We start from the raw sequence: 25,825 nt of genomic DNA, 5'->3' as shown, positions 1-25,825 counted from the left end.
GAATGACTGACAACGCACCCCGGATCCACCCGACCGCCGTCATCGATCCGGCCGCGCGCCTGGCCGATGACGTCCAGGTGGGCGCCTTCACCCTGATCGGTGCCGATGTGGAAATCGGCGCCGGCACGGTGGTCGGCCCCCATTGCAGCATCCACGGCCCGACCCGTATCGGCCGCGACAACCGCTTCGTCGGCCACGCCGCGATCGGTGGCGAACCGCAGGACAAGAAGTTTGCTGGTGAGCGCACCGAGCTGGTGATCGGCGACCGCAACGTGTTCCGTGAATTCGTGACCGTGAACCGCGGCACCGGCGGTGGCGGTGGCATCACCACCATCGGCAACGACAACTGGATGCTGGCCTACACGCATGTGGCGCACGACTGCCATGTCGGCAACTTCTGCGTGTTCTCCAACAACACCACTCTGGCGGGCCACGTGACCGTGGGCGACTACGTGATCATCAGCGGCTTCGCCGGTGCCCACCAGTTCTGCCGCATCGGCGCGCATGCCTTCCTCGGCATGGGCGCGCTGACCAACGGTGACGTGCCGCCGTTCACCATGGTCGGCACCGACTCTCTGGGGCGCCCGCGAGGCATCAACAGCGAAGGCCTGAAGCGCCGTGGCTTCGATGCCGAGCGCATCTCCGCCATCAAGCGTGCCTACCGCACGCTGTACGTGGCCGGCCTGCCGCTGGCCGAGGCCAAGCAGCAGCTGACCGAACAGGCGCGCGGCAGCGATGACGTGAAGGCCATGCTGGACTTCATCGAGCACGCCGAGAGGCCGTTGCTGCGATGAGCAATGCGACCGGCCAGGCGCCGGCCAGCGCCGCCGTGATCCCGCTGGCCTCGATGGCCGGCAGCGTCCCTGCGCAGCGGGTGCTCAGCGAGCGCCCACTGCGTATCGCCCTCGTCGCCGGTGAAGCCTCCGGCGACCTGCTCGGTGCAGGCCTGGTGCGTGAACTGAAGGCGCGCTTCCCGAATGCCGAATTCGCCGGCATCGGCGGCGATGCGATGCGCAGCGCCGGCTGCCAGACCTGGCACGATGCCAGCGAACTGGCGGTGATGGGCCTGACCGAAGTACTGCGCCACCTGCCACGCCTGCTGAAGCTGCGCTCGGCGTTCCGCCAGCGTGCGCTGGATTGGCAGCCGGATGTGTTCATCGGTATCGACGCACCCGACTTCAACCTCGGTATCGAGCGCTGGCTGAAGCAGCGTGGTGTGCGCACCGTGCATTACGTCAGCCCCTCGGTCTGGGCCTGGCGCGAGAAGCGCGCCGAGAAGATCGGCAGCAGTGCCGACCTGGTGCTGTGCCTGTTCCCGATGGAACCGCCGATCTATGCCAAGCACGGCGTCGACGCGCGCTTCGTCGGTCATCCGATGGCCGATGACATTCCGCTGCACGGCAACCGTGAGGAAGCCCGTGCCGCACTGGGTTTGCCGACCTCGGCCAAGGTGCTGGCGGTGCTGCCGGGCAGCCGCCTGGGTGAAATCTCGCGGCTGGGTGAACCGTTCTTCGAGGCCGCCTGGCAGGTCTCCGAGCGCATCCCCGGCCTGCATGTGGTGGTGCCTGCCGCCAACCCAGCCTGCAAGCGCCTGATCGAAGAGCAGCTGTCGCGCTCGGCGTTGCCGGTGGCGTACTCGCATGTGCTCGACGGCCAGGCCCGCAACGCGATGATCGCCGCCGACGTGGTGGTGCTGGCTTCCGGCACCGCGACCCTGGAAGCAATGCTGGTGAAACGGCCGATGGTGGTCGGCTACCGCGTCAACGAGCTGACCTACCGGCTGGTCAAGGCGCTGGGTCTGATCAAGGTGGACCGTTTCGCACTGCCCAACATCCTGGCTGGCCAGGACCTGGCGCCGGAACTGATGCAGCACGACTGCACGCCGGACAAACTGGCGGCTGCGGTCCAGCAATGGTTCGACCACCCGCAGCGGGTGACCGATCTGCAGGGCACCTATGCCCGCTTGCATGAGCGCCTGCGCCGCAATGCCTCGGCCCGCGCCGCCGACGCCGTCGGCGAACTGCTGATGCGCGAACAGGACCAGGCATGAGCCGCCGCCACGCCGCAGCGGCCAGCCTGGCGCTGTTCGACGGCGGCGCGGTGATCGAACCGGAGCGCCTGGTCGCCGGCGTCGACGAAGCCGGCCGTGGCCCGCTGGCCGGGCCGGTAGCGGTGGCGGCGGTGGTATTCGATCCATCGCGACCACGCATCAATGGCCTGGACGATTCCAAGCAGCTGACCGCAGCCCGTCGCGAGCAGCTGCATGACCGCATCATCGAACGGGCGCTGGCCTGGCACGTAGTGCTGGTGGACGTGGACACCATCGACCGCCTGAACATCTACCAGGCGACCCTGCAGGGTATGCGCGACGTGGTTGCGGCCGTGGCCCATGTGGCGGGCTTCGCCCGCATCGATGGCAACGTGGTGCCGAAGGGCCTGGTGCTGCCGGCACAGGCGCTGGTCGGAGGCGACGGCATCGACCGCGCCATCATGGCGGCCTCGATCCTGGCCAAGGTTTCGCGCGACCGTTACATGCTGGACGTGCATGCCCTCCACCCGCAATACGGCTTCGAGCAGCACAAGGGCTACGGCACCCCCGCCCACCTGGCCGCCCTGCGCGAGCACGGGCCCTGCCTGGAGCACCGGCGCAGCTTCGCCCCGGTGCGCGAGTGCCTGGAAACGCCGCCCGCGGCGGCTGACATCGCCATCGCGATCGCCTGAACAACGGCCGCCGGGCATGGCCCGGCGCTACCACGGCAACGTGGACGCACCCGGCGACCGGGAAATCCACGTACACGGCAATATGAACGCATCCGGTAGCGCCGGGCCATGCCCGGCGGCATGCGCGCAATCGCCGTACCGTCAAGCCTTGTCGCCACCCCCTGCCCTCGCTACCCTGACCAGGCACTCCAGCGCTTCCCGACCCCGGCGACGATTCCCCCGTCAGCACCCGGGGCCCGCGCGCTCCAACCTGGTCCGGCATGTCCAACTCCCGCTTCGTACATCTCCACGTCCACACCGAGTTCTCGCTGGCGGACTCGACCATCCGCGTGCCGGCCAAACCCGATCAGGCCGACCCGAAGAAGGCCAAGCAGGCCAACCTGCTGTCGCGCTCGGTCGAGCTTGGCCTGCCCGCACTGGCGGTGACCGACCTCAACAACCTGTTCGCCCTGGTCAAGTTCTACAAGGCGGCCGAAGGCGTGGGCATCAAGCCGATCGCCGGCGCCGATGTGCTGATCGCCGAGGACGGGCAGGACCCGTGGCGGATGACGCTGCTGTGCCGCGACCGCGAGGGCTACCTGAGCCTGTCGCGCCTGCTGACCCGCGCCTGGATGGAAGGCCATCGCCCCGAAGGCGGCGTTGCAATCCACCCGGACTGGCTGAAGGCCGGCAACGCCAACCTGTTCGCACTCGCTGGCCGGCAGAGCCTGGCCGGGCGCCTGGCGCTGGACGGCAAGCATGAACTGGCCGAGCAGCAGCTGGCCGACTGGCAACGCGTGTTCGGCGACGGCCTGCACCTGGAGCTGACCCGCACCGGCCGCGAAGGCGAAGAAACCTTCAACCAGTTCGCACTGATGGCGGCCGGCCAGCGTGGCCTGCCGGTGGTGGCCAGCAACGACGTGCGCTTCCTGTCGCCGACGGATTTCAGCGCGCACGAAGCGCGCGTATGCATTTCCACCGGCCGCGTGCTGGACGATCCCAAGCGCCCGCGCGAGTACAGCGACCAGCAGTACCTGAAGTCGGCCGAGGAGATGTGCGCGCTGTTCGCCGACATCCCCGATGCGATCGACAACACGCTGGCGCTGGCCGAACGCTGCAACATCGAGATGCGGCTGGGCACCTACTTCCTGCCCAACTACCCGGTGCCCGACGACGAGACCCTGGACACCTGGATCCAGAAGATGTCGCGCGACGGCCTGGAAGAGCGCCTGGAGAAGAATCCTCTGGCGCCGGGCAAGACCCGCGAGGAGTACTTCGAACGCCTGGAGTTCGAGCTCAACACCATCATCAAGATGGGCTTCCCGGGTTACTTCCTGATCGTTGCCGACTTCATCCAGTGGGGCAAGAACCAGGGCATCCCGATCGGCCCGGGCCGTGGTTCGGGTGCCGGCTCGCTGGTGGCGTGGGCGCTGAAGATCACCGACCTGGACCCGCTGCCGTACAACCTGCTGTTCGAGCGATTCCTCAATCCGGAACGCGTGTCGATGCCCGACTTCGACATCGACTTCTGCATGGACCGCCGCGACGAGGTGATCGACTACGTCGCGCGCAAGTACGGGCGCGAGCGCGTCAGCCAGATCATCACCTACGGCACCATGGCCGCAAAGGCAGTGGTGCGTGACTCCGGTCGCGTGCTCGGTTTCCCGTACGGCCTGGTCGACGGCGTCTCCAAGCTGATCCCGAACATCCTCGGCATCCACCTGAAGGATGCGCTGGGCAAGGGCAAGGAAGGCCCCAGCTCGGAAATGGCCTCGGCCGAACTGATCCAGCGCTACGAAACCGAGGACGATGTCCGCGACCTGATCGACCTGGCGCTGCAGTTGGAAGACCTGACCCGCAACGCCGGCAAGCATGCCGGTGGCGTGGTGATCGGTCCCGAGCCGCTGAGCGAGTTCTGCCCGCTGTACGCCGAACACGACGAGAACGGGCTCGGCAAGAACCCGGTCACCCAGTTCGACAAGAACGACGTGGAAGAAGTGGGCCTGGTGAAGTTCGACTTCCTCGGCCTGCGCACGCTGACCATCATCGATTGGGCGGTGAAGGCGATCAACAAGCGCCATGAGCGCGCCGGCATTCCGCCGGTGGACATCGCCGCGATTCCGCTGGACGACACGCCCACCTACAAGGACATCTTCGCCAACGGCAATACCGGCGCGGTGTTCCAGTTCGAATCCTCGGGCATGCGGCGCCTGCTGAAGGACGCGCGCCCCGACCGGTTCGAAGACCTGATCGCGCTGGTGTCGCTGTACCGCCCCGGCCCGATGGACCTGATTCCTTCCTTCAACGCGCGTAAGCACGGCCAGGAAGAAATCATCTATCCCGATCCGCGCACCGAAGCCATCCTGAAGGACACCTACGGCATCATGGTGTACCAGGAGCAGGTGATGCAGATGGCGCAGATCGTCGGCGGCTACTCGCTGGGCGGCGCCGACCTGCTGCGCCGTGCGATGGGCAAGAAGGTGCCGGCCGAAATGGCCAAGCACCGTGAGATCTTCCGCGAAGGTGCGGCCAAGGACGGCGTGGACGAAGCCAAGGCCGACGCGATCTTCGACCTGATGGAGAAGTTCGCCGGCTACGGCTTCAACAAGTCGCACGCCGCCGCCTACGCGCTGGTCAGTTACCAGACCGCCTGGCTCAAGCGCCATTACCCGGCCGAGTTCATGGCGGCCACGCTGTCCTCGGACCTGGACAACACCGAGAAGGTGGTGGGCTTCCTGGACGAGGTGCGCAACCTGGGCCTGACCGTGCTGCCGCCGAAGGTGAACCACTCGGCCTTCATGTTCGAAGCGGTCACCCCGGACACCATCCAGTACGGCCTGGGCGCGATCAAGGGCGTCGGCCAGGGTGCCTGCGAGGCGGTGGTGGACGAACGCCTGAAGGGCGGCGACTACAAGGACCTGCTCGACTTCTGCACCCGCGTCGGTTCGGCCAAGCTCAACCGGCGCACGCTGGAGGCGATGATCAACTGCGGCGCGCTGGACGAGCTGGGCCGCAATCGCGCCTCGTTGATGCTGCAGCTGCCGGAAGTGATCAAGGCCACCGAGCAGATGGCGCGCGAGCGTGCCTCCGGCCAGAACTCGCTGTTCGGTGGCCCCGACCCGAGCACGGCGACCATCCAGCTGGACCTTCCCGAAGCCGAGGAATGGCCGCTGCTGCAGCGCCTCAATGGCGAGCGCGACACGCTGGGCTTCTACCTCAGCGGCCACCCCTTCGACCCCTGGCGTGACGATGTGCGCGACCTGGTCGGTACTGACCTGGGTTCAGTGGAAAAGATCTGGAGCGCCAACAGCGGTGGCGGTGGCGGCGGGGAGAAGCGCTGGCGACCTGAAGTGCAGACGGTGCTGGCGGGCCAGGTGGTCGGCGTGCGCCGCAAGGGTGAAAGCCAGATCTTCATCCAGCTCGAAGATGGTCGCGGTCGCGTCGAGTGCAGCGCGTTCTCCGACGCGATGGCCGAGTTCGGCCACCTGATGACCAAGGACCGCATCCTGGTGGTCAAGGGTGGCCTGCGCGAGGACGAATTCAACGGCGGTTTCGCATTGCGCATCCGCCAGTGCTGGGACTTCGACGAAGTCTGCGCCAACTACGCCACGCGGCTGTCGCTGCGCCTGGACCTGCGCCAGCAGCGCCCGGTATGGGAGCGCATCGACGCCCTGCTCGACCGCCACCGCCCCGGCCGCACGCCGCTGCGCCTGGACCTGCTGCTGAAAGGGCCGCACGGCGGCGTCGCCGGCATGCTCGATGTGTCCGGGCAGAGCGCGGTACGCATCGATTCCAAGCTGATGGAGGCGCTGCGCGCCGACCCGGCCGTGCGCACGCTGAAGGTGCGCTACAGCCCGCCATGGGCCAGCTGAGGCTGGCTCTCTGGTTTTCCTGAAACTTCTGATTTCCCCGTTCCAAGTATCAAGGACGATTACCGATGAAGACCCTGTTGTTCCCGTTCGCCGCTGCGCTCGCACTGGCCGCCTGCTCCCCGTCGAAGATCGAGTTCCAGATCGACAACCCGACCGACACGCCGCTGGCGTTGAGCATCGACGGCCAGGACCTGCCGGTGGCCGCACAGGGCTCGCGCCCGATTTCGCTGGCCGTGGGCGAGCATCGCCTGCACACCGACAAGCTCGGTGATGTGCGCTTCATCGTCTACGTCGACGGTCGTGGCGGGCTGATCAACCCGACCCTGAGCGAGTACGTGGTCGCCCGCGAGATCTATGTCACCGACGAGAGCAAGCTGAAGAACTTCGGCACCGGCAAGGCCGGCATCGAGCTGGGCGGCGTCGACTTCGAAGGCCCGTTCGAGAAGAGCCACGAACTGTTCATCGACAAGACCTGGACCTACGGCGTGCGCGAACCGTTCCCCAAGGAAAAGGTGGTCGCCCACGTCGATTCCAGCGGCGGCCAGATCGTGGCCAAGGTGTTCACCGCGCCGGATTTCATCACCTACGTGGAAGAAGGCATGGGCGAGCCCGGCGCGTTCAAGCGCGAGCAGCCGGCCGGCTACGTGGCCCCGACGTTCGGCCTGGAACCGGCCCCGGCCAGCCTGCCGGCGCTGGTGCCGGCCTTCGAGGCGCATGCCGCGCCGCTGCGCGAGGTCTATGCGCGCTGGCTGAAGGCGACCACCGCCGATGAACAGAAGGCCCTGCGCAAGCAGGACTTCGCCGCACAGATGGCCTTCACCTCGGCCACCGCCACTCTGGGCAGTGGGCTGGGCCGTGAGGCCAACGAGGCCTACAACGACTTCGTTTCCCAGCGCAGCCAGCTGATGGGCCGCAGCGCGCTGGTGGTGCCTTGAGCTGACTGGCGCGCCCTGCCCGGCTGCGCTACCGTCGCCTTCCAGACGAAGGCGTACGGGTGCTTTGCACGCATTCGGCTAGAATTCCCCCCTTCTTTACACGACGGCTTCCGATGAATCCGAACTACCTCGACTTCGAGCAACCCATCGCCGACCTGGAAGCCAAGATCCAGGAACTGCGCAACGCCAGCGCCGGGCCGGCGGTCAATGTCGAGGCGGAAGTGCACGCGCTGCAGGACAAGCTGCGCCTGCGCACCGCGCAGATCTTCCGCAACCTGACCTCGTGGCAGGTACTGCAGCTGGCCCGTCACCCGTCGCGCCCGTACACCGCCGACTACCTCCGCGTGATGTTCGATGAGTTCCAGGAGCTGGCCGGCGACCGTGCCTTCGCCGACGACAAGGCCATCATGGGCGGCCTGGCCCGCATCAACGGCCGTTCGGTGATGGTGATCGGCCACCAGAAGGGCCGCGACACCAAGGAAAAGATCAAGCGCAACTTCGGCATGCCCAAGCCGGAGGGCTACCGCAAGGCGCTGCGCCTGATGAAGATGGCCGAGCGCTTCGGCCTACCGGTGCTGACCCTGATCGATACCGCCGGCGCCTGGCCGGGCATCGACGCCGAATCGCGCGGCCAGTCCGAAGCGATCGCGCGCAACCTGATCGAGATGGCTGAGCTGAAGGTGCCGATCATCTGCACCGTGATCGGCGAAGGCGGCTCCGGCGGCGCGCTGGCGCTGGGCGTGGGTGACCGCACCGTGATGCTGGAATATGCGGTCTACTCGACCATCACCCCGGAAGGTTGCGCCTCGATCCTGTGGAAGGACGCCGGCAAGGCGAAGGACGCGGCCGAGCAGCTGGGCCTGACTGCCCCGCGCCTGAAGAGCCTGGGCCTGGTCGACAAGGTCGTGCGCGAGCCGACCGGTGGCGCCCACCGCAACCCGACGCAGATGGCCAAGCGCCTGAAGGCGGTACTGCTGAACGAGCTGGATGCGCTGGAAAAGCTGTCCACCGAGCAGCTGCTGGAACAGCGCTATACCCGCCTGCGCAGCTACGGCACGTACGAAGCGGCCTGATTCATCGGCTTGTTACTTTCTTGCTCGTGCAAGAAAGTAACCAAAGAACACGCCGCCGAACGCGAGCCGGTGCCATGCACCGGTTCCCTGCGCTTCTCGGTGAATCAGGGGACGGCGCCGAACTCGCTGCGCTCAGACATCGGCGCCTCTTCGCCCCTGTTTCACCTGCGATGCTCGGCTCGCTCATGGCGGACCTGAACATCAAAAGCCACAGCTGCCCCCAGTAGATCCTCGCCACGCGTGGATGCCTCTGCTTTGGCGAAGAATCACGCGAACCCTTAGAGCCCCAAGCATGGCTCTACGGATAGCGGGATCTCAGAACGGCTTGGCCAGCACCAGCCAGACGATCGGGATGAAGGCCAGCAGCGGGATCTCGTTGATCCAGCGCAGCGCGCGCGACGACGGCAGCGCCCTGCCCTTGGCCACGCCCTTCAGCAGCCGCCCGATCCAGATGAAATACGCCAGCAGCAAGACTACCAGGCCCAGCTTGGCGTGCAGCCAACCAGCGCCACCGGGGGCGACCATGGTCGGGAAATCCGGGATGACCCTGTAGCCCAGCCACAGCACCAGACCCAGCAGGAACGCCAGGCCGAACATCGAGTGGCCGAAGCGGTACAGGCGCAGGCCCATCAGCTGCAGGCGCTCGGTCACCGCCGGCTGGCCAGCGGTCTCGGCCAGATTCACCAGAATGCGCGGCAGGTAGAACACCGTCGCCATCCACGCCACCACGAACACGATGTGGAAGGTCTTGACCCAGTAGTAGCTCTGCATGCGCTCGCTCCGGCGGCTGGCGTAGGTTGGCGGCCATTCTCGCATGCCGTGGCCGGGCCACCCCTCGCGCCAGCGCCGCGACACATCGACGCATGGCACGCCGCAACGCCGTACGATAAGCGCCGTTTTCACCACTGCGACCGACCCATGGACAAGACCTACGACGCCGCCTACTTCCAACGCTGGTACCGCAGCGCCGACATCGGCGGCAGCGCTCGACTGGCGCGCAAGGTCGCTCTGGCCGTGGCCAGCGCCGAGTACTACCTGGAACGGCCGATCCGCAGCGTGCTGGATATCGGCTGTGGCGAAGGCGCCTGGCGCGCACCGCTGCTGAAGCTGCGTCCGAAGGTCGAATACCTCGGCTTCGACAGCAGCGAGTACGCTGTGCGCCGCTACGGTCGGACCCGCAACCTGCACCTGGCCAGCTTCGGTGATTTCGCTTGGCTGCGGCCCTGTGCCCCGGTCGACCTGCTGATCTGCTCGGACGTGATGCACTACGTACCCAATCGCGAACTGCGCGCAGGCCTGGCCGGCGTGGCTGAACTGACCGCGGGGGTGGCCTTCCTGGAGACCTTCGCCGCCGAGGATGCGTTCGAAGGCGACCACGATGGCTTCCAGGCCCGCCCGGCGCGCTGGTACCGGCGTGAATTGGCCCGGCAGGGCATGCAGCCGGCAGGGTCGCATTGCTGGCTCGGCCCCGCTCTGGCAGGCGATGCGGCGGCGTTGGAGCGGATGTGAATCCGGATTCATTATTTTCAGCCAACTTAACCTGCGGGACACCCGGATGGGATATGCTGCGCGGCAACATATGACCATACATATTCGGTCGGCATGCTCTATCAACTGCACGAACTGACCCGCAACCTGCTCGCCCCCTGGGTGCACCAGGCCCAGGCCAACGCCAAGTTCTTCGCCACCCCGGGCCACTGGTGGTCGCAGATGCCCGGCGCCGATCGACTGGCGGCCGTCAATGAGCTGTTCCATCGCATCGGCAAGGATTACGAGAAGCCCGAATGGGGCATCAACGAAATCGATGTCGAAGGCGAGCGCGTGCCGATCGTCGTGCACGAGGAAGTGAGCAAGCCGTTCTGCAAGCTGCTGCGCTTCAAGCGCCACAGCAATGAAGCCGACCAGCTGCACACCATGCTCAACCAGCCGTTCGTGCTGGTGGTGGCGCCGCTGTCCGGCCACCACGCCACGCTGCTGCGCGACACCGTGCGCACGCTGCTGCGCGACCACCGCGTGTATGTGACCGACTGGGTCGACGCGCGCATGGTGCCGGCCAGCGAGGGCGAGTTCGGCCTCGACGACTACATCGCCTACATCCAGGAGTTCATCCGCCATCTCGGCGTCGAGCGCCTGCACGTGGTGAGCGTGTGCCAGCCGACGGTGCCGGTGCTGGCGGCGGTTTCGCTGATGGCCAGCCGTGGTGAACCGACCCCGCGCACGCTGGTGATGATGGGTGGTCCGATCGATGCGCGCTGCAGTCCGACCGCCGTCAACAACCTGGCCACGCAGAACCCGCTGTCGTGGTTCGAGAACAACGTCATCCACACCGTGCCGGCCAGCTATCCCGGCGCCGGCCGTCGCGTGTACCCGGGCTTCCTGCAGCACGCCGGCTTCCTGTCGATGAATCCCAGCCGCCACTTCAGCTCGCACTGGGATTTCTACACCGACCTGGTCAAGGGCGATCTGGAAGACGCCGACGCTCATCGCAACTTCTATGATGAGTACAACGCCGTGCTGGACATGCCGGCCAAGTACTACCTGGATACCATCCGCGTGGTGTTCCAGGACTTCCTGCTGCCGCGTGGCGAGTGGGTGGTCAACGGCGAGAAGGTCGATCCGTCGGCGATCCGCGATACCGCACTGTTGAGCATCGAAGGCGAGCTGGACGACATCGCCGGCCTCGGCCAGACCGAAGCGGCGCAGGCGCTGTGCACTGGCATCGGCGCGGACCGTCGCGAGCATTTCATCGTTGAAGGCGCCGGCCACTACGGCATCTTCAGCGGCCGTCGCTGGCGCGAAGTGGTGTACCCGAAGGTGCGCGATTTCTTCGCCGCGCATGCCGAAGCACCGGCGGCGAAGGCCTCAAAGAAGAAGAGCAACGTCACCCCGTTGCGCCGCAAGGCGGGGTAACTCGCCCCTGGTAGATGCCAACCCTGGTTGGCGCTCTACCATGAATCCCGATATCCGATGGATCGTGCCAACCAAGGTTGGCACCTACCAAAGCGTGGATTCCCGCTTACAGCCGCACCAGCAGGTTCTTGGCGATCAAGCCATGCAGCTTGCCGATGCCGCGTGCCAGATGCAGGGTCAGCACCAGCAGCAGCGCACCCACTGCGGCAACCGCGATCGCCACCAGCGGCGAGGCCGCCATCGGCAACACGTTCACGTCGTTGATGTACACGCCGGGGATGTCGCCACTGAAGATCGCTGCGACCGGCGCCCAGATCAGGCTCAGCGACAGCGACAGCAGCGTCACCGCGATGGTGAAGTAGATGATGCCCAGCGGCAGCATCAGCACGAAGTACAGCAGCGTCAGCCAGGTGCGGCCATCGGTGAACATGTCGCCGATGCGCTGCAGCCATGTGCGGCTGCGGTCGGTGTAGCGCGGACGACGCGGCATGCGCTCGCCCAGCAGCGCTTCCACCAGCCGCCCTTCCAGCAACGCCAGCCCGCGCACCGAGCCGAAGAACAGCACCGTCAGCGGGATGCCGATGATCAGGATCAGCAGGCCCAGCGACAGCGACAGACCAGTCACCACCCAGGTGAAGAAGAAGATGCCGGTGGCCAGCGACAGCAGCATGTAGAACAGCGCGCCATAGGTATGCGGATCGGCCACCACGCCGAAGAAACGCGCCAGCAGCGAGCGCTGCACCGGCGTCGGCGGCGGCGCGGCAGGCTCCACGCCGCTCGCTTGCGCGGCCGCACGCAGCATCGGCGCGGTATCCGCACGCGGCGAGCGCAACGCACGATTCACCGTCACTTCGGTCTCGCGGTAGATCTCGGCCACTTCATCCGGTGCGCCATAGCTGCCGGCGACGTCGGCGATCACTTCGGTCTCGCTGCGCCCGGGCTGCGCCGCCAGCTCCGAGCGCAGATACTCCTCGGCGTCGTACAGTGCGTCCTGCACCATCGCCGGGTCGGCGCCTTCCAGTGCCGCGCGCAGCTGCGCCAGATACTGCGGAATGGTGGTCGGCAGGGCACTGCCTGCCAGGCTCGGGTCGTTCATTGTGGTACCCCCTCCAACACGGAATCGACGGAATCGCGGGTGGCCTGCCACGCCTGGCGCCATTGCGCCAACACCTCGCGGCCACGTTCATTGATGCGGTAGTAGCGCCGCGGCGGCCCGCTGCTGGACGGCTCCACATGACTTTCCAGCAGGCCCGCACCCTCCAGGTTCCGCAGCACCGGGTACAGCGCGCTCTGCTTGCCGCTCAGCACGCCCTCGCCCACCCGCTCCAGCTCCTTGGCAATCAGGTAGCCGTACAGCGGCTCGCCGGCCCGGGCCAGCACTGCCAGCAGGGCCAGCGACACGGTTCCGGCGCTGAGCTCCTTCTGGAACTTCTTCAGGTGGACATCGTCCTCGGACATGACCGGCCCTCCACTACGTTGAAGTCCACAGTAGTGCGAAGTTCGGTATAGCGAATGTGTCGTTAGTCACTCTGACGGTTGGCGAGGCGCATTCAGGCCCGACGTATCGCCTCCAGCACCTGCGCGGTGGCCGCCTCCGGCAGCGTGTGCCTGCCCTCTTCTAGCCGGCTGACCAGTGCCTGACGGCGCGCGGCCCCCAGTGGTGAGTAATGCTGGCTCGCCCGAAGCCAGTTCTCCACCAGTCGCAGGTGCCAAGCCCGCTCATCCTCGCGCTGCGGCACCGCGTCCAGCAGCAGATCGAGGTGCTGCCAAAGGGGCAGTCTGCGCAACTGGCTCAGCAGGCCGACCTGTGCCACGTGCGAAGGACCATCGTGGCAGAACGCCACCAGCCGGACCGGATCCAGCTCGCCGGCCCACAGGGGCGTCGCACGGGCCAGCAGCTCGTTCACTGTCCGCCCAGGCTCTTCCAGTGCGGCACGCAACCATTCCAGACTGGCGCCGTCCCCAGCCCTCAGCCAACCGCGCAGGCAGCTGCGTCGATGGCGCGCCGACACCTGGGGCAACAACGCGCGCAGCGCGGTCGCATCTGCAGCCTCGGCGTGGTCGCCCAACGCTTCCAATGCCTCGCGCCAGCGCCCGCGGGTACGCTGCTGAAGTTCATCGCGCCACAACGTGATCGCGGGGGGAGCATGGCGCTGCTGAAGCAGCCACGCCGCCAATCTGCGCACGCTGCGCGAACGGTCAAATGCGGCAGCTTCGATGTGTGCATCGAGACCCGGCACGTTACGTTCGACCAGTGCCCGCAACGCGCCGGCACGCACCCCGCTGGAGGGCGCGGCCAACGCCACGACACATTTCTCTTCGATCTCCCCAGGCACGCCGTTCGCCAAGAGATGTGTAAGTGCCAGGTGCGAGACTTGCGGACTGTTGTCCAGCAGCGCGAGCGAGCGCAGTTCCTCCGGGTCTGGATGGATCTGCAGGGCGATGGTGAAGGCGGCCAGCCGGGTTCTTGCCTCGGGGTGGCCCAGCAGCCCTTCAAGAACGGGGTGAGCGGCTGGCGACGACAGCCAGGCGAACAGGCCGCCGTCGAGCCACTCCCGTTGCACGCGCTGTGCATCGCGCAAGCGGACAGCGATCGGCCAAGCCTTCAGCACGTGGTGCACAGCACACTGTTCGAGCAGGGACATCACAACATCCCGCGCTACCGCGCGCACTTCGGCCACCCAATCATTGCAGCGGAGCAAGGCACAGGACAACGTCAGATGGCTGGGCACCGAGCGCATCTTCTGCAACGCGGCCTCGCGCGTGTGACCATTGCCGTCCGAGCCCGCAAGGAACAGTGCCGCCGTCTGCACATCGACCGGCGGCGCTGCGCAGGCCTTCAGGCAGTCGAGCAGGCCATCGCCGTTGGGGGCCCACCAGCTGCGTCGACGCTCATCAAGATCGAACAACCCTCGTGGCGACAGCGTCTGCAACCAATGCAGACGATCCACCCCCTCATCGACGAACCCCTTCAGGATCTGGTCGATCATCGCGCGCAGTGCGGCTTCGGGCGCTTCCGGATGCGGTATCACCATCATCTGCTTCCATCAAGGACAATGGCCATCGTGCCGCACCTGCATGGACAGGGCCAGCACGCCACCGTGGCGCAGGCGCGTACTCTCGCGCAGAATCAGACCCTCGTTCATGTTCCGGGGATCCCATGCCGCACCGTCGACGCCTTGCCCTGACCGCCCTCGCCCTGACCTGCCTGCTGCCCGCAATGGCCAGCGCGGCCTCGCCCTACAGAAGCCCGCAGCAGATCCTCGACGCCTCGGCGGCCAGCGACTGGCGCACGCCGGACCCGGCCAACCTGCTGTACATGGACCTGCCGGCCGGACGGGTGATCATCGAGCTGGCTCCGCAATTCGCCCCGCGCCATGTCGCCAACATCCAGACCTTTGCCCACGAACACTTCTGGGACGGCACCAGCATCTACCGTTCGCAGGACAACTTCGTGGTGCAGTTCGGTGATGCCGACGCCGATGACGCGGCCAAGGCCAAGCCGTTCGGCAGTGCCGCGCGCAAGCTGCCGGCCGAGTTCGAGCGCGCCAGCGCAGGCCTGAAGGTCAGCGTGCTGCCGGATCGCGATGGCTGGGCCGCGCAGACCGGTTTCTTCGACGGCTTCCCGGTCGGCCAGGACCCGCAGGCCGGCAAGGCCTGGCTGGCGCACTGCTACGGCATGCTGGGCGCCGGCCGCAGCAACGAGGAAGACAGCAGCATCGGTGCCGAACTGTACGTGGTGACCGGCCAATCACCGCGTCAGCTGGACCGCAACATCACCCTGGTCGGTCGTGTGCTGAAGGGCATGGAACTGCTCAGCGCGACCCCGCGCGGACCGGCGCCGATGGGTTTCTATGCCGACCCGAAGCTGCGCACGCCGATCGTGTCGATCCGCCGCGCCAGCGACGTGCCGGCGGCCGAGCGCACGCCAATCCAGGTGCTGCGCACTGATTCAAAGACGTTCGCCGATACGGTCGAAGCGAGGCGCAATCGTGTGGACGATTTCTACAAGCGCCCAGCGGGGCATATCGATCTTTGCAATATTCCGGTGCCGGTGCGGTAGGAGGCTGGCTTCCTGCGCGTGGCGCGTGCTGAAGGTGCTTCACCGTTCATGGGCGTTACTTTTCTTTGTACGCAAAGAAAAGTAACCAAAAGAAACGTTCCGCCGGTCACGAGCCGATGCGCGTTGCGCACCGGTGCCCTGCGCTCCTCGGCCCGTCGAGGGACGGCGCGGGAACTCGCTGCGCTCAGACACCCGCGCCTCTTCGCCCTCGCCGGACCTGCGGTGCTCGGCTCGCTCAAGGCGGACCCAACGTCCAAAGCGACCGCATCATTCGCCGCGCATGGTCCGGCGCTGTCGTTGCCCGCACTCGCGGCTGTGGCCTTTGATCTGGGTCCGCCTTGAGCGAGCCGAGCATCGCAGGGGAATCAGGGGCGAAGAGGTGCCGATGTCTGAGCGTAGCGAGTTCGGCACTGTCCCCTGATTCACCGAGAAGCGCAGGGGACCGACGTGCGAAGCACGGCGGCTCGCGACCTGGCGGCGCGTTTCTTTTGGTTACTTTTCTTTGCGTACAAAGAAAAGTGACGCCCATGAACAATGAAGCGCCTTCAGCACGCACCACGTGCAAAACACCTCAGCCCTTCTGACTCACCGCCACACTCCCCAGAATCAACGCACCGGCAATCAACATCTGCACCGTGACCGCTTCACCCAGGAACAGCCACGCGAACGCTGCGCCGAACAACGGCACCAGATAGGTCACCGTCGATGCACGCGACGGGCCGATGCGGCCGATCAGACGATAGAACATCAGGAAGGCGAATCCAGTACAGACCACGCCCAGCGCGATTGCCGCGCCCCAGGCCTTGCCCGGGATCGGGCCCTGCGGCAGATGGGTGAGCGCCATCGGCAGCAACCACAATGAGGCGCACGACAGCGTGGCGGCGGCCGCCGCAGCCGAAGGCAATCCGGTCATGTGCCGCTTCACCAGGTTCACGCCCAGACCGTACAACAGCGAAGCGGCCGCACCTGCCAGCACGGCCGTACCGATGCTCAGGCCCGAGATCTTGGCCGTGGCCAACACCACTACGCCGGCAAAGCCGACCAGCAGCGCACCCGCACGCCGCGCGCCGATCTTCTCACCGAAAAACAGGAAGGCGATCAGCGCGGCGAACAGCACGGTCATCGCGTTGCAGATCGCGCCGATCGCCGCAGGGGCACGCTCGGCGGCATAGGCAAACAGAACAAACGGCAGCGCCGAGTTGACCAGGCCGATGGGCGCCAGCCACAGCCAGCGTCGTGGCGGGAACTGCGCACGCGCGCGCCACAGGAACGGCAGCAGCACCAGCGCGCCCAGCACCAGCCGCACCTCGACCAGCGCGAACGGGCCGAACGATGGCACCGCCACCCGCATGAACAGGAACGAGCAGCCCCAGATGGCGCCCAGCAGGGTCAATTCCAGCGGCGTGCGCCAGTCGCGCTCGGCCGCCTGTGGTACCGCATTCATATCCGTTCTCCAACCATCACTGCATTCCTCGTCCGGCCTCACAGGATCGGCCGCAGACGACCGCCACACAAGCGCGTAGTATCGCTGCCAGCCACAAATATGGTTTGAGGCTCGACATGCTGCTACGCCCTTCCCTGCTGCCCGCGCTGGCCGTGTTCGCGGTCGCCGCGCGCCACCAGAACTTCGCCCAGGCCGCGCAGGAGCTGCACCTGACCGCCAGTGCGGTCAGCCACCACGTGCGCCGTCTGGAAGAGGTGCTGGAGACCCGGCTGTTCCTGCGTCATGCGCGAGGCGTTCGCCTCACCGCCGAGGGACGGCAGCTGGCCGATGCCGCCAGTGCGGCCTTCGCTGATGTGGCTGCGGTCGCCCATCATCTGCAGCCTGACGCCGACAGCGTGCCACTGCGGATCACCACGCTGCGCTCGTTGTCCTACTGCTGGCTGCTGCCACGGCTGCCGCGCTTCACCCAGGCCCATCCGCACATACGCATCGAGCTGCACACCGGCAGCGGCCTGGACCGCTACGACGACAACGGGCCAGAGGTCGGCATCCGCTACGGCCTGGGCCAATGGCCCGGCCTGCATGCGCAGCATCTGATGGACGACAACCTGTTCCCGGTCGCCTCACCGGCGCTGGCCGGGGTCGAAACGCTGCAGGACCCGGCACGCATCGCCGAGCTGCCGCTGCTCAGTGATCTGTCACCGCAGGGTTGGCGCGACTGGTTCCGCCACGCCGGTGTACGTCCGCCCTCGCCCATGCCGCCGATGCACACCTTCGCCGACAGCACCGATGCGATGCGTGCGGCGGTGTACGGCATGGGCGCGGTACTGGCCCGCACGCATGTCGCCCAGCCCTATCTGCAACGCTATGAGCTGCTGCGCCTGCCTGGCCCAGCGTTGAAGGCACGCTATGCCTACTACGTGGTGCATGCCGAAGGACAAGCGCCGAGCCCGGCCGCGCGCCTGTTCATCGACTGGTTGCTGGAACAGGCCCAGGACGAACGCACGCCGATCCCGGCGCTGCCGGACAGCCTGCTGGGGCGCATGCCCACAGCCGGCTGACCGTGCCCTCACCCGGTCTTTGCCCGCGGCTGGCTAGTCTGCAGGCGAACTCCCCTACGTGCTTCTGCCATGGCCCTGCTACGACTGCGTATTACCGGAACCGAAGACGACGCCCGCGCCATCAGCGATCTGCTGCTTGGCCTGGACGGCATCGAGCATGTCGAGGAAACCGACGACCTGATGCCGCACATGGACGACGACGATTCCAGTTCGGCCGGTTTGTCCGATGACATCGGCCCGGGCACCCACGAACTGGAGGTGGAAGTGGGCAACGAGAGCACTGCGCAGAAGGTGCGCGATGCAGTGCAGGAGCTTGCGCTGGAGCTTGATGTGTTCGTCGAGTACGAGACCGACGAAGGTTGATATTCCGCCGGGCATGGCCCGGCGCTACCCGATGCTCGAAGCACCCCGGTAGCGCCGGGCCATGTGCCGTCTGTTCCGGTAGCGCCAGGCCATGCCCGGCGAACACGTGCGATTACGGCTTGCGACGACGGCGACGCCACCACGCCCGCACACCCCAGGTCGCGATCAACGCCAGCACCGCTACCGGCAACAACGCGGCGGCAGCGCGGATCAGGAACGCAATGCTGGTGCTGAGGATGCTGCCCGATTCGCTCAGCGCCTCACCGATCTCGCTGCGGCTGCGCTGGCCCGAGGTGGTATCGAAGTGCATCGTGACCAGCTGGGTATCGATGCGCCGGCGTTGCTGCGCCGAATCCTTGTTGGCCTGTTCGACGCCCGCTTCGATCTCCGACAGGCGCGTAGTGATCGCCATCAGGTCCTCGATCTTCAGGTCCTTGCGGTCCTGGTAGGACAGCAGCCGCGCGTGTTCCTTCTCCAGCCGCGCCTTGGTCAGTGCGGTGTCGGCGACCTGCTGCGCGAGATCTTCGGCGCGCGTGTTACGCGACTGCAGCTTGCCGCCCTCACCGGCCAACGCGATCAACGGCTCAGTGCCCTTCGGCGCAATGCGTACCTTGACCTCGCCGCTGGGCTGCTCGCCACTGCGCTGATCGACCTGCAGCACCGCGCAGTCACCGAACTTCGCGCTCTGGCAGGCCTGCGCCACCTGCTGGATACGCGGTGCGATCTGCGCCGCTTCCAGCTGCACCTGCACGTCGTGTTCGTAGGCGAGGAATGCGCCTTCCGGTGAAGCAACGGCAGCTTCGGCGGCGGTGGCGCCTGCATCGGCCGCCACATCGCCGTGTTTGGCACAGGCCACCAGCACCAGCAGCAGCACCGGCATCGTCACCACGCGCATCCACACGTGCAGCGGCCTCACAGTGCCGCTCCGTCGTAGGACATCACCGCCAACGTGGCCAGATCCACCTGCGGTACGCAGCGCACGTTCACCGCCACCATCGGCGTGCCGGTGCGCGGGTCCACCGCTTCGCTGTAGGGGGCAACGCCGCACTCGCGGCAGTGGTGATGATCGATGTGGGCCTTGTTGAAATGATAGGTGGCCACGTCCGCGGGATTGGTGCTCAGCTGGAACGCCTCGCGCGGGGCAAACCACAGCAGGCTGCCGCGGCGACGGCACATCGAGCAGTTGCAGTCGATGACGTCGCTGATCGGCGCCTCGGCCTGTACGGTGAATGCGATCCTGCCGCAATGGCAGCTTCCCTGGTATTCCATGTCCTGCGCTCCGCTGGAGGGTCCTTGTCAGTGCCCATGGTAATCCTATGGCACGGGGACAAAGCAGCTCCGGGGGCCTATGCTCGGGAATTGACCCCAGTACAGGAACGCCGATGCGCCCGCATCTTCTTGCCCTCGCCCTGGTCGCCGCCCTGGCCGGTTGCCAGCCGGCCGACGCCCCGACCAACGGTTCCACCCCGGCCGCCAGCCAGCAGGCCGGTGACGCAGCGGTTGATGCCGCCTTCGCCGACCTGTCCAAGCGCGCCCTGGACACCTGGATGCAGCTCTCGCCGGTCAGCGCCACCCAGATCGGCGACCACCGCTATGACAGCGATATCGACGATCTGAGTGCCGCCGGCCAGCAGAAGACCGTGGCCGCCTACAAGGCGCTGCTGGGCGAGCTGGACAAGATCGAGGTGGCCAAGCTGGGCCGCGAGAACCAGGTGGACGCGGCGATCCTGCGCAACCAGCTGCAGTCGGAGATCTGGAATGCCGAGGTCATGCAGTCCGGCAAGTGGGACCCGCAGCTGTACAACGGCGTGGCCGGCAGCGCGATCTACGGGCTGATGGCCCGTGAATTCGCACCGCTGCCCGAGCGCCTGAAGGCGGCCACCGCGCGCATGGAGAAGCTGCCGGCGATCTTCGCCCAGGCCCGCGAGAACCTGGATCCGGCCCGCGTGCCAAAGATCCATGCCGAGACGGTGGCCAAGCAGAACAAGGGCATTCTCAGCATCGTCGATACCTTCATCACCCCGCACATCGGCGAACTGCCGCAGGCCGACCAGCAGCGCCTGCAGGCCGCCATCGATGGCCTGAAGAAGGCCGTTGACGAGCAGCAGACCTGGCTGGACAAGACCCTGGTGCCCAACGCCAAGGGCGACTTCCGCATCGGTGCGGAGAAGTACGACCAGAAGCTGAAGTTCGCGCTGAATTCCTCGCTGTCGCGGCAGGAGATCGGCGAGCGGGCACGCGCCGAACTCAAGCGCGTGCGCGAAGACATGTACGGCATCGCGCAGACCGTGCTGAAGGACAAGCCCGGCGCACCGGAAATGCCGGCCCAGCCGACCGACGAGCAGCAGCAGAAGGCGATCGAGGCCGCGCTGGAACTGGCCTACGCCGACAAGCCGGCACGCGACAAGGTGGTGGACGATGCCAAGGCCGCGCTGGACCAGTCCACCGCGTTCGTGCGCGAACACGATCTGATGACCCTGCCCGACGCGCCGGTGGACATCATCCTGATGCCGGAATTCCAGCGTGGCGTGGCAGTGGCCTACTGCGATTCGCCCGGCCCGCTGGACAAGAACCTGAAGACCTTCTACGCCGTCTCGCCGATTCCGGAGGACTGGAACGACAAGCAGGTTGATTCGTTCCTGCGTGAGTACAACTCGCGCATGATCCACCTGCTGAGCATCCACGAAGGCACGCCGGGCCATTACCTGGAAGGCTGGCATTCGGCCAAGTTCCCCTCCACCCTGCGTGCGGTGCTGCGTTCGGGCCTGTTCGCCGAAGGCTGGGCGGTCTACACCGAGCGGATGATGCAGGAGCAGGGCTACCTCAACAACGACCCGCTGTTCCACCTGGTGCAGCTGAAGTTCTACCTGCGCACGATCTCCAACGCGATCCTCGACCAGGGCGTGCACGTGGACAACTGGGATCGCGAAAAGGCGATGCACCTGATGACCCACGACGCCTTCCAGCAGGAAAGCGAAGCTTCGGGCAAGTGGGTGCGCGCGCAGCTGACCTCGGCACAGCTGCCGACCTACTTCGTCGGTGCGCAGGAACACTTCGACACCCGCAAGGCGATGCAGGACAAGCTGGGTGACAAGTTCAACCTGAAGGCCTACCACGACCAGATGCTGTCCTACGGCGCACCGCCGGTGCGCTTCGCACGCCAGCTGATGCTGGACCAGCCGATCGAGTGATGGATCGGGTGTGAGTTGAACGAGAGCGGCCCGGGCAAACCCGGGCCGTTCTGTTCGTGCAGGATCGCCACGCCATCGCCGCATCACATGCCGGCAACATGGCCAGGCGCATCGTTCGCCGGGCTCCCCCTTCCGCCGGTTTCCATGTCGCTTCCCTTGCTTCGCCTCGCCCTGCTACCCGCACTGCTGGCCAGCGTCTCTGCCTTCGCCACCTGCCCGCCGCCGCCGCCCGGCCAGCCCGACATCCGTGCCCTGGGCTACTACACCGACAAGGCCGGCTCGGTGATCGACCCGGCGCTGCACCAGCAGAATCATGACGCCACCGCGCCACTGGACCGCTATGCCGCCGACGTGGCACGCATGAGCGACGACTACCTGCGTGACGGTGATCGTGCCGCTGCGCAGTGCACGCTGGCCTGGCTCGGCGCCTGGGCGAAGGACGGCGCGATGCTCGCGCAGATGATCCGGGTCAACAACGACCAGTCGTTCTACATGCGGCAGTGGATGCTGGATGCGGTGGCCATGGCCTACCTGAAGGTGCATGACCAGGCCGACCCGCAGCAGCGCGCGCGTATCGATCCGTGGCTGAAGCAGTTGGCACGCGCCAACCTGGCCTACTGGGACAACCCGAAACGGCGCCGCAACAACCACTATTACTGGGGCGGCCTGGGCGTACTGGCCACCGGCCTGGCCACCGAGGACGATGCTCTCTGGCAGGCCGGCCACGCCGCCTTCCAGAAGGGCATCAATGACATCCAGGACGATGGCAGCCTGCCGCTGGAAATGGCGCGCGGGCAGCGTGCCCTGCACTACCACGACTACGCGCTGGCGCCACTGGTGATGATGGCCGAACTGGCACGGCTGCGCGGGCAGGACTGGTATGCCAGCCGGGATCACGCCATCGACCGCCTGGCACGCCGAGTGATCGAAGGCAGCAACGATCCCGCGTGGTTCAACCAACACACCGGCATCACACAGCTGCCACTGAAGGCCAGCGGCTGGGTCGAGTTCTACCGGTTGCGCTCACCGGATGGCGGCCTGTTCGATGCCGCACATGCACACGGACCGTTCCACTCACCGCGATTGGGCGGCGACCTTACGCTGATGGCCGCGCACGGCATCGTGCGTACACCGCTGCGATAGACCTCTGTTTCAGCGGCGGGCCTGCTGCAGCAGCTGCTGGAACTGGGCACTGCTGCAGCCCTGCCGGTCACAGCCCGGCAGGGACAGCGCGACGAGGCCCGGCGGCTGTGCCTCGGTCAGCGGCTGTGCATCACGCAGCTGCGCGGTGGTCGGATAGACATAGGCCAGGCGGATCCGCTCCACGCCGCTGTGGCGGTCACGCCAGCGCTCGAACTGCAGCAGGCCACCGATCGGCGTCTTTTCGTACTGGCCGGGCAGCGCGTAGTCCGAGATGCCCAGCGCCGCCAGCACCGAACCGATGTTGGAATCGTGACCGACCAGCAGGGTCACCTTCGGCGACGCCGGATCTTCGAACAATGCACTCACCCGTGCCAGCAGCGGCGCGGCCACGTCATGGGCGACCTCGGGGGTGCCGAACAGGATGTCCTGGTAGCGGTTGCGGATCTGCGCCAGCGCCTGCCATTGCGCCTCGTTGTTCAAGCGGCCCCAACCCCCGCGTGGAATGCCACGTCCCTGGTAGTGCTCCATCAGCAGCGCATCCACCAGCCCGCTGGCCAGCGCCAGTGAACCCAAAGCGCGAGGCTCACTGCCCGGCTCCGCACTGAAAGTGGTATCAGCCAGCGCCAGATGGCAGTCGCTGCGGCCCGTACACGCCGCCGACTGCGGATAGCGGGTGATCGCCTCCACGACGGACAGTGCCGGCGCCAGATCGGATGCGGACAGCGCCTGCTGCATCGCCGGCACCGCACGTGCGCGGAACGCCGCGTCATCGCGGTGGATCACCGGATTGAACAGCGGGTCCATCGTACCCAGCGGCATGCGCTGTTCGACCGCGACATGGCAGCCCGGGAAAGCGCCGGCAACGAAGAACTGTGCGGTGGCCTGGGTGCGCTGCAGGCTGTTGGCGTGCGCGTGGAAGTCATCCCGCTGCGGGCAGCCCGTTGCCGGCAGCAGCTGTGCCTGGCGCAGCCACTGGCCCATGTAACGGCCCATGTAGACCTCGAGCACACCGCCCTTGGTGGTCAGCTCGCCTGCGCCCACGTCCCAGCGCGCCCAGGTCTCGGGCGTCGCGCTGGCGAGCGCGCCGGACGCCACCACGGGCGCGCGCAGGTTGTGGCGGCTGAGCAGGATGACCTGCTCGAGGGCTTCGCCTTGCATGGATGCCGGCGCCGCAGTTGCGGCCGTGGTCGCCAGGCTGAGCGCCAACAGCAGAGCAATCACCGATCGGCAGCCACAAAACCACCGGTCTGTCGCGCCCACAACCGCGCGTACAGTCCACCGGCCTCGATCAGCTCGGCGTGGCTACCGGTCTCGACGATGCGGCCCTGATCCATCACCACCAACCGGTCCATGCGCGCGATGGTCGACAACCGGTGCGCGATCGCGATCACCGTCTTGTTGCCCATCAACTGGTCCAGGCTGTCCTGGATCGCGGCTTCCACTTCCGAGTCCAATGCCGAGGTAGCCTCATCCAGCACCAAGATCGGTGCGTCCTTCAGCAGCACGCGGGCGATCGCGATGCGCTGGCGCTGGCCACCGGACAGCTTCACGCCGCGCTCGCCCACGTGCGCGTCGTAGCCACGCCGGCCCTGCCCGTCCACCAGCGTATCGATGAAGGCTGCGGCGCGCGCCTTGGCCACGGCGGCATGCAACTGCTCATCAGTGGCATCGGGGCGGCCATACAGCAGGTTGTCGCGGATCGAGCGATGCAACAGCGAGGTGTCCTGGGTGACCACGCCGATCTGCTGGCGCAGGCTTTCCTGCGTAACGTAGGCAATGTCCTGATCGTCGATCAGGATGCGCCCGCTTTCCAGGTCGTAGAGCCGCAGCAGCACGTTGACCAGGGTCGACTTGCCGGCACCGGAAGGGCCGACCAGGCCGATCTTCTCGCCCGGCTTCACCACCAGGTCCAGTCCGGCGATCACGCCGCCCTTCTTGCCGTAGTGGAAGTGGATGTCCTGGAAGTGCACGCCACCACGGGTCACCTGCAGCGGCACCGCATCCTCGCGGTCCTGCACGGTCAGCGGCTGGGCGATGGTGGTGATGCCATCCTGTACCGTGCCGATGTCCTCGAAGATGCCGTTGATGGTCCACATGATCCAGCCGGACATGTTGTGGATGCGGATCACCAGGCCGGTCGCCAGCGTGATCGCGCCAACGGTGATGTGGCCGCCGTTCCACAACCACAGCGCCAGGCCGCAGGTACCGGCGATCAGGAAACCGTTGACGATGGCGATGGCCAGGTCCATGCCGGTGGTGACCCGGGTCTGCGCGCGGTGCTTCACCGCCAGTTCCTGGATCGACTCGGCCACATAGGCCTGCTCGCGGCCACCATGGGCGAACAGCTTCAGCGTAGGGATGTTGGTGTAGCCGTCGACGATGCGGCCCATCGCCTTGGAACGTGCTTCGGAAGCGATCCACGCCCGTTCCTTCGCGCGCGGCACGAAGTACACCAGGATCACCGCATAGGTCAGCAGCCACAGGATCAACGGCACCATCAGGCGCCAGTCGGCCTGTGCGAACAGGTACAGCGCAGTGCCGGTATAGACCACGATGTACCACAGCGAATCGACCATCTGCACAGCCGATTCGCGCAGCGAGGTACCGGTCTGCATCACCCGGTTGGCCACGCTTCCAGCGAAGTCGTTCTGGAAGAAGTTCAGGCTCTGCCGCACCACGTAGTTGTGCATCAGCCAGCGCGAGCGGTTGCTCAGGCCTGGCACGATCGCCTGGTTGACCAGCAGGTTGTGCAGGCCGACCAGGATCGGCCGAGCGATGACCGTGATGAACAGCATCCAGCCCAGCTCGTTGGCATGGCGCTGGAAGAAGCCGGCACCGGGCTGCTCGGCGACCATGTCGACGATGCGGCCCAGGTAATCGAACATCGCCACTTCCACCAGCGCCAGCAGCAGGCCGGCAATCAGCGTGGCCAGCAGCACCGGCCACACCGGGCGCAGGTAGTGCAGGTAGAACGGCACCACCTTGCGCGGCGGCATGCGCCCGTCCACGGGCGGAAACACCGGAATCAGGGATTCAAACCAACGGAACATCGCATTCCCTCGCCTCTTGC

The 25,825-nt window shown here is 66.6% G+C and carries 22 protein-coding genes; 13 read left to right on the top strand and 9 right to left on the bottom strand.

Annotated elements, in window-relative coordinates:
- Nucleotides 1-2: 2 nt before the first annotated feature.
- From lpxA to AC13GA_RS05080, 6 genes are all read left to right on the top strand, one after another.
- Nucleotides 3-794: an acyl-ACP--UDP-N-acetylglucosamine O-acyltransferase gene (gene lpxA / locus AC13GA_RS05105; protein WP_012510508.1), complete on the top strand. Its 792-nt coding sequence runs from the start codon at nucleotides 3-5 to the stop codon at nucleotides 792-794.
- On the top strand, nucleotides 791-2,050 hold the full coding sequence (lpxB, locus tag AC13GA_RS05100; protein ID WP_046983144.1) for a lipid-A-disaccharide synthase: 1,260 nt from the start codon (nucleotides 791-793) through the stop codon (nucleotides 2,048-2,050). The genes lpxA and lpxB overlap by 4 nt, the downstream gene beginning before the upstream one ends.
- Nucleotides 2,047-2,721, top strand: a complete 675-nt coding sequence (locus tag AC13GA_RS05095) for a ribonuclease HII (protein ID WP_046983145.1) — start codon at nucleotides 2,047-2,049, stop codon at nucleotides 2,719-2,721. Before lpxB ends, AC13GA_RS05095 begins: the two co-directional genes overlap by 4 nt.
- A 260-nt stretch (nucleotides 2,722-2,981) precedes the next feature.
- Entirely contained in the window at nucleotides 2,982-6,572 is a 3,591-nt protein-coding gene (gene dnaE, locus AC13GA_RS05090; protein ID WP_482997649.1) for a DNA polymerase III subunit alpha, read from the top strand.
- 65 nt (nucleotides 6,573-6,637) lie between these two features.
- On the top strand, nucleotides 6,638-7,507 hold the full coding sequence (locus AC13GA_RS05085; RefSeq protein ID WP_253077651.1) for a hypothetical protein: 870 nt from the start codon (nucleotides 6,638-6,640) through the stop codon (nucleotides 7,505-7,507).
- Nucleotides 7,508-7,620: 113 nt separating this feature from the next.
- The gene (locus tag AC13GA_RS05080) at nucleotides 7,621-8,580 is read left to right on the top strand and encodes an acetyl-CoA carboxylase carboxyltransferase subunit alpha (RefSeq protein ID WP_012510504.1); all 960 of its coding nucleotides are present in this window, start codon (nucleotides 7,621-7,623) and stop codon (nucleotides 8,578-8,580) included.
- Between the two features lie 315 nt (nucleotides 8,581-8,895).
- On the opposite strand, the gene AC13GA_RS05075 is transcribed toward AC13GA_RS05080, so the two are convergent.
- Entirely contained in the window at nucleotides 8,896-9,351 is a 456-nt protein-coding gene (locus tag AC13GA_RS05075; RefSeq protein ID WP_253077652.1) for a CopD family protein, read from the bottom strand.
- Between the two features lie 147 nt (nucleotides 9,352-9,498).
- Between AC13GA_RS05075 and AC13GA_RS05070 the strand changes: the two genes are divergently transcribed.
- Both AC13GA_RS05070 and AC13GA_RS05065 read left to right on the top strand, forming a co-directional pair.
- Nucleotides 9,499-10,089 carry a class I SAM-dependent DNA methyltransferase gene (locus AC13GA_RS05070; protein ID WP_046983149.1) on the top strand — a complete coding sequence of 197 codons (591 nt, stop codon included), beginning with the start codon at nucleotides 9,499-9,501 and terminating at the stop codon, nucleotides 10,087-10,089.
- A 93-nt stretch (nucleotides 10,090-10,182) separates the two neighbouring features.
- A complete protein-coding gene (locus tag AC13GA_RS05065; RefSeq protein ID WP_065722413.1) occupies nucleotides 10,183-11,490 on the top strand; it encodes a polyhydroxyalkanoate depolymerase in 1,308 nt (435 codons plus the stop codon).
- 106 nt (nucleotides 11,491-11,596) lie between these two features.
- Here AC13GA_RS05065 and AC13GA_RS05060 read toward each other — a convergent pair whose 3' ends face one another.
- The 3 genes from AC13GA_RS05060 to AC13GA_RS05050 all read right to left on the bottom strand — a co-directional run bounded on the left by AC13GA_RS05060 (nucleotide 11,597) and on the right by AC13GA_RS05050 (nucleotide 14,480).
- Entirely contained in the window at nucleotides 11,597-12,586 is a 990-nt protein-coding gene (locus tag AC13GA_RS05060; protein ID WP_482997648.1) for a sensor domain-containing protein, read from the bottom strand.
- Nucleotides 12,583-12,948: a PadR family transcriptional regulator gene (locus AC13GA_RS05055; RefSeq protein WP_004150914.1), complete on the bottom strand. Its 366-nt coding sequence runs from the start codon at nucleotides 12,946-12,948 to the stop codon at nucleotides 12,583-12,585. Before AC13GA_RS05055 ends, AC13GA_RS05060 begins: the two co-directional genes overlap by 4 nt.
- Nucleotides 12,949-13,040: 92 nt before the next feature.
- Nucleotides 13,041-14,480, bottom strand: a complete 1,440-nt coding sequence (locus AC13GA_RS05050) for a HEAT repeat domain-containing protein (protein WP_136638661.1) — start codon at nucleotides 14,478-14,480, stop codon at nucleotides 13,041-13,043.
- 170 nt (nucleotides 14,481-14,650) lie between these two features.
- Here AC13GA_RS05050 and AC13GA_RS05045 point away from each other — a divergent pair, with 170 nt between their 5' ends.
- Nucleotides 14,651-15,553, top strand: coding sequence for a peptidylprolyl isomerase (locus AC13GA_RS05045; RefSeq protein ID WP_482997647.1), 903 nt, complete (start codon nucleotides 14,651-14,653; stop codon nucleotides 15,551-15,553).
- Between the two features lie 571 nt (nucleotides 15,554-16,124).
- Here the strand turns inward: AC13GA_RS05045 and AC13GA_RS05040 are convergent.
- On the bottom strand, nucleotides 16,125-16,997 hold the full coding sequence (locus AC13GA_RS05040) for a DMT family transporter (protein ID WP_482997646.1): 873 nt from the start codon (nucleotides 16,995-16,997) through the stop codon (nucleotides 16,125-16,127).
- A 116-nt stretch (nucleotides 16,998-17,113) separates the two neighbouring features.
- Between AC13GA_RS05040 and AC13GA_RS05035 the strand changes: the two genes are divergently transcribed.
- Nucleotides 17,114-18,058 carry a LysR substrate-binding domain-containing protein gene (locus AC13GA_RS05035; RefSeq protein WP_004150868.1) on the top strand — a complete coding sequence of 315 codons (945 nt, stop codon included), beginning with the start codon at nucleotides 17,114-17,116 and terminating at the stop codon, nucleotides 18,056-18,058.
- A gap of 69 nt (nucleotides 18,059-18,127) precedes the next feature.
- Complete coding sequence (locus AC13GA_RS05030; protein WP_046983155.1) at nucleotides 18,128-18,421, top strand: hypothetical protein; 294 nt, start codon at nucleotides 18,128-18,130, stop codon at nucleotides 18,419-18,421.
- Nucleotides 18,422-18,533: 112 nt separating this feature from the next.
- On the opposite strand, the gene AC13GA_RS05025 is transcribed toward AC13GA_RS05030, so the two are convergent.
- Both AC13GA_RS05025 and AC13GA_RS05020 read right to left on the bottom strand, forming a co-directional pair.
- Entirely contained in the window at nucleotides 18,534-19,301 is a 768-nt protein-coding gene (locus tag AC13GA_RS05025; RefSeq protein ID WP_426355766.1) for a DUF4349 domain-containing protein, read from the bottom strand.
- A gap of 32 nt (nucleotides 19,302-19,333) precedes the next feature.
- On the bottom strand, nucleotides 19,334-19,690 hold the full coding sequence (locus tag AC13GA_RS05020) for a GFA family protein (protein ID WP_046983156.1): 357 nt from the start codon (nucleotides 19,688-19,690) through the stop codon (nucleotides 19,334-19,336).
- Between the two features lie 113 nt (nucleotides 19,691-19,803).
- Between AC13GA_RS05020 and AC13GA_RS05015 the strand changes: the two genes are divergently transcribed.
- Both AC13GA_RS05015 and AC13GA_RS05010 read left to right on the top strand, forming a co-directional pair.
- On the top strand, nucleotides 19,804-21,612 hold the full coding sequence (locus AC13GA_RS05015; RefSeq protein WP_482997645.1) for a DUF885 domain-containing protein: 1,809 nt from the start codon (nucleotides 19,804-19,806) through the stop codon (nucleotides 21,610-21,612).
- Nucleotides 21,613-21,756: 144 nt separating this feature from the next.
- Nucleotides 21,757-22,755: a polysaccharide lyase gene (locus AC13GA_RS05010; protein WP_482997644.1), complete on the top strand. Its 999-nt coding sequence runs from the start codon at nucleotides 21,757-21,759 to the stop codon at nucleotides 22,753-22,755.
- 9 nt (nucleotides 22,756-22,764) lie between these two features.
- Here AC13GA_RS05010 and agp read toward each other — a convergent pair whose 3' ends face one another.
- On the bottom strand, nucleotides 22,765-23,976 hold the full coding sequence (gene agp, locus AC13GA_RS05005) for a bifunctional glucose-1-phosphatase/inositol phosphatase (protein WP_482997643.1): 1,212 nt from the start codon (nucleotides 23,974-23,976) through the stop codon (nucleotides 22,765-22,767).
- Nucleotides 23,973-25,805 carry a multidrug efflux ABC transporter SmrA gene (smrA, locus tag AC13GA_RS05000; protein ID WP_253077657.1) on the bottom strand — a complete coding sequence of 611 codons (1,833 nt, stop codon included), beginning with the start codon at nucleotides 25,803-25,805 and terminating at the stop codon, nucleotides 23,973-23,975. Before smrA ends, agp begins: the two co-directional genes overlap by 4 nt.
- Between the last annotated feature and the right edge of the window lie 20 nt (nucleotides 25,806-25,825).

This window comes from Stenotrophomonas sp. 22DLJC03 (genome assembly GCF_056861405.1).
This window is presented reverse-complemented; position numbering and strand designations above follow the sequence as displayed.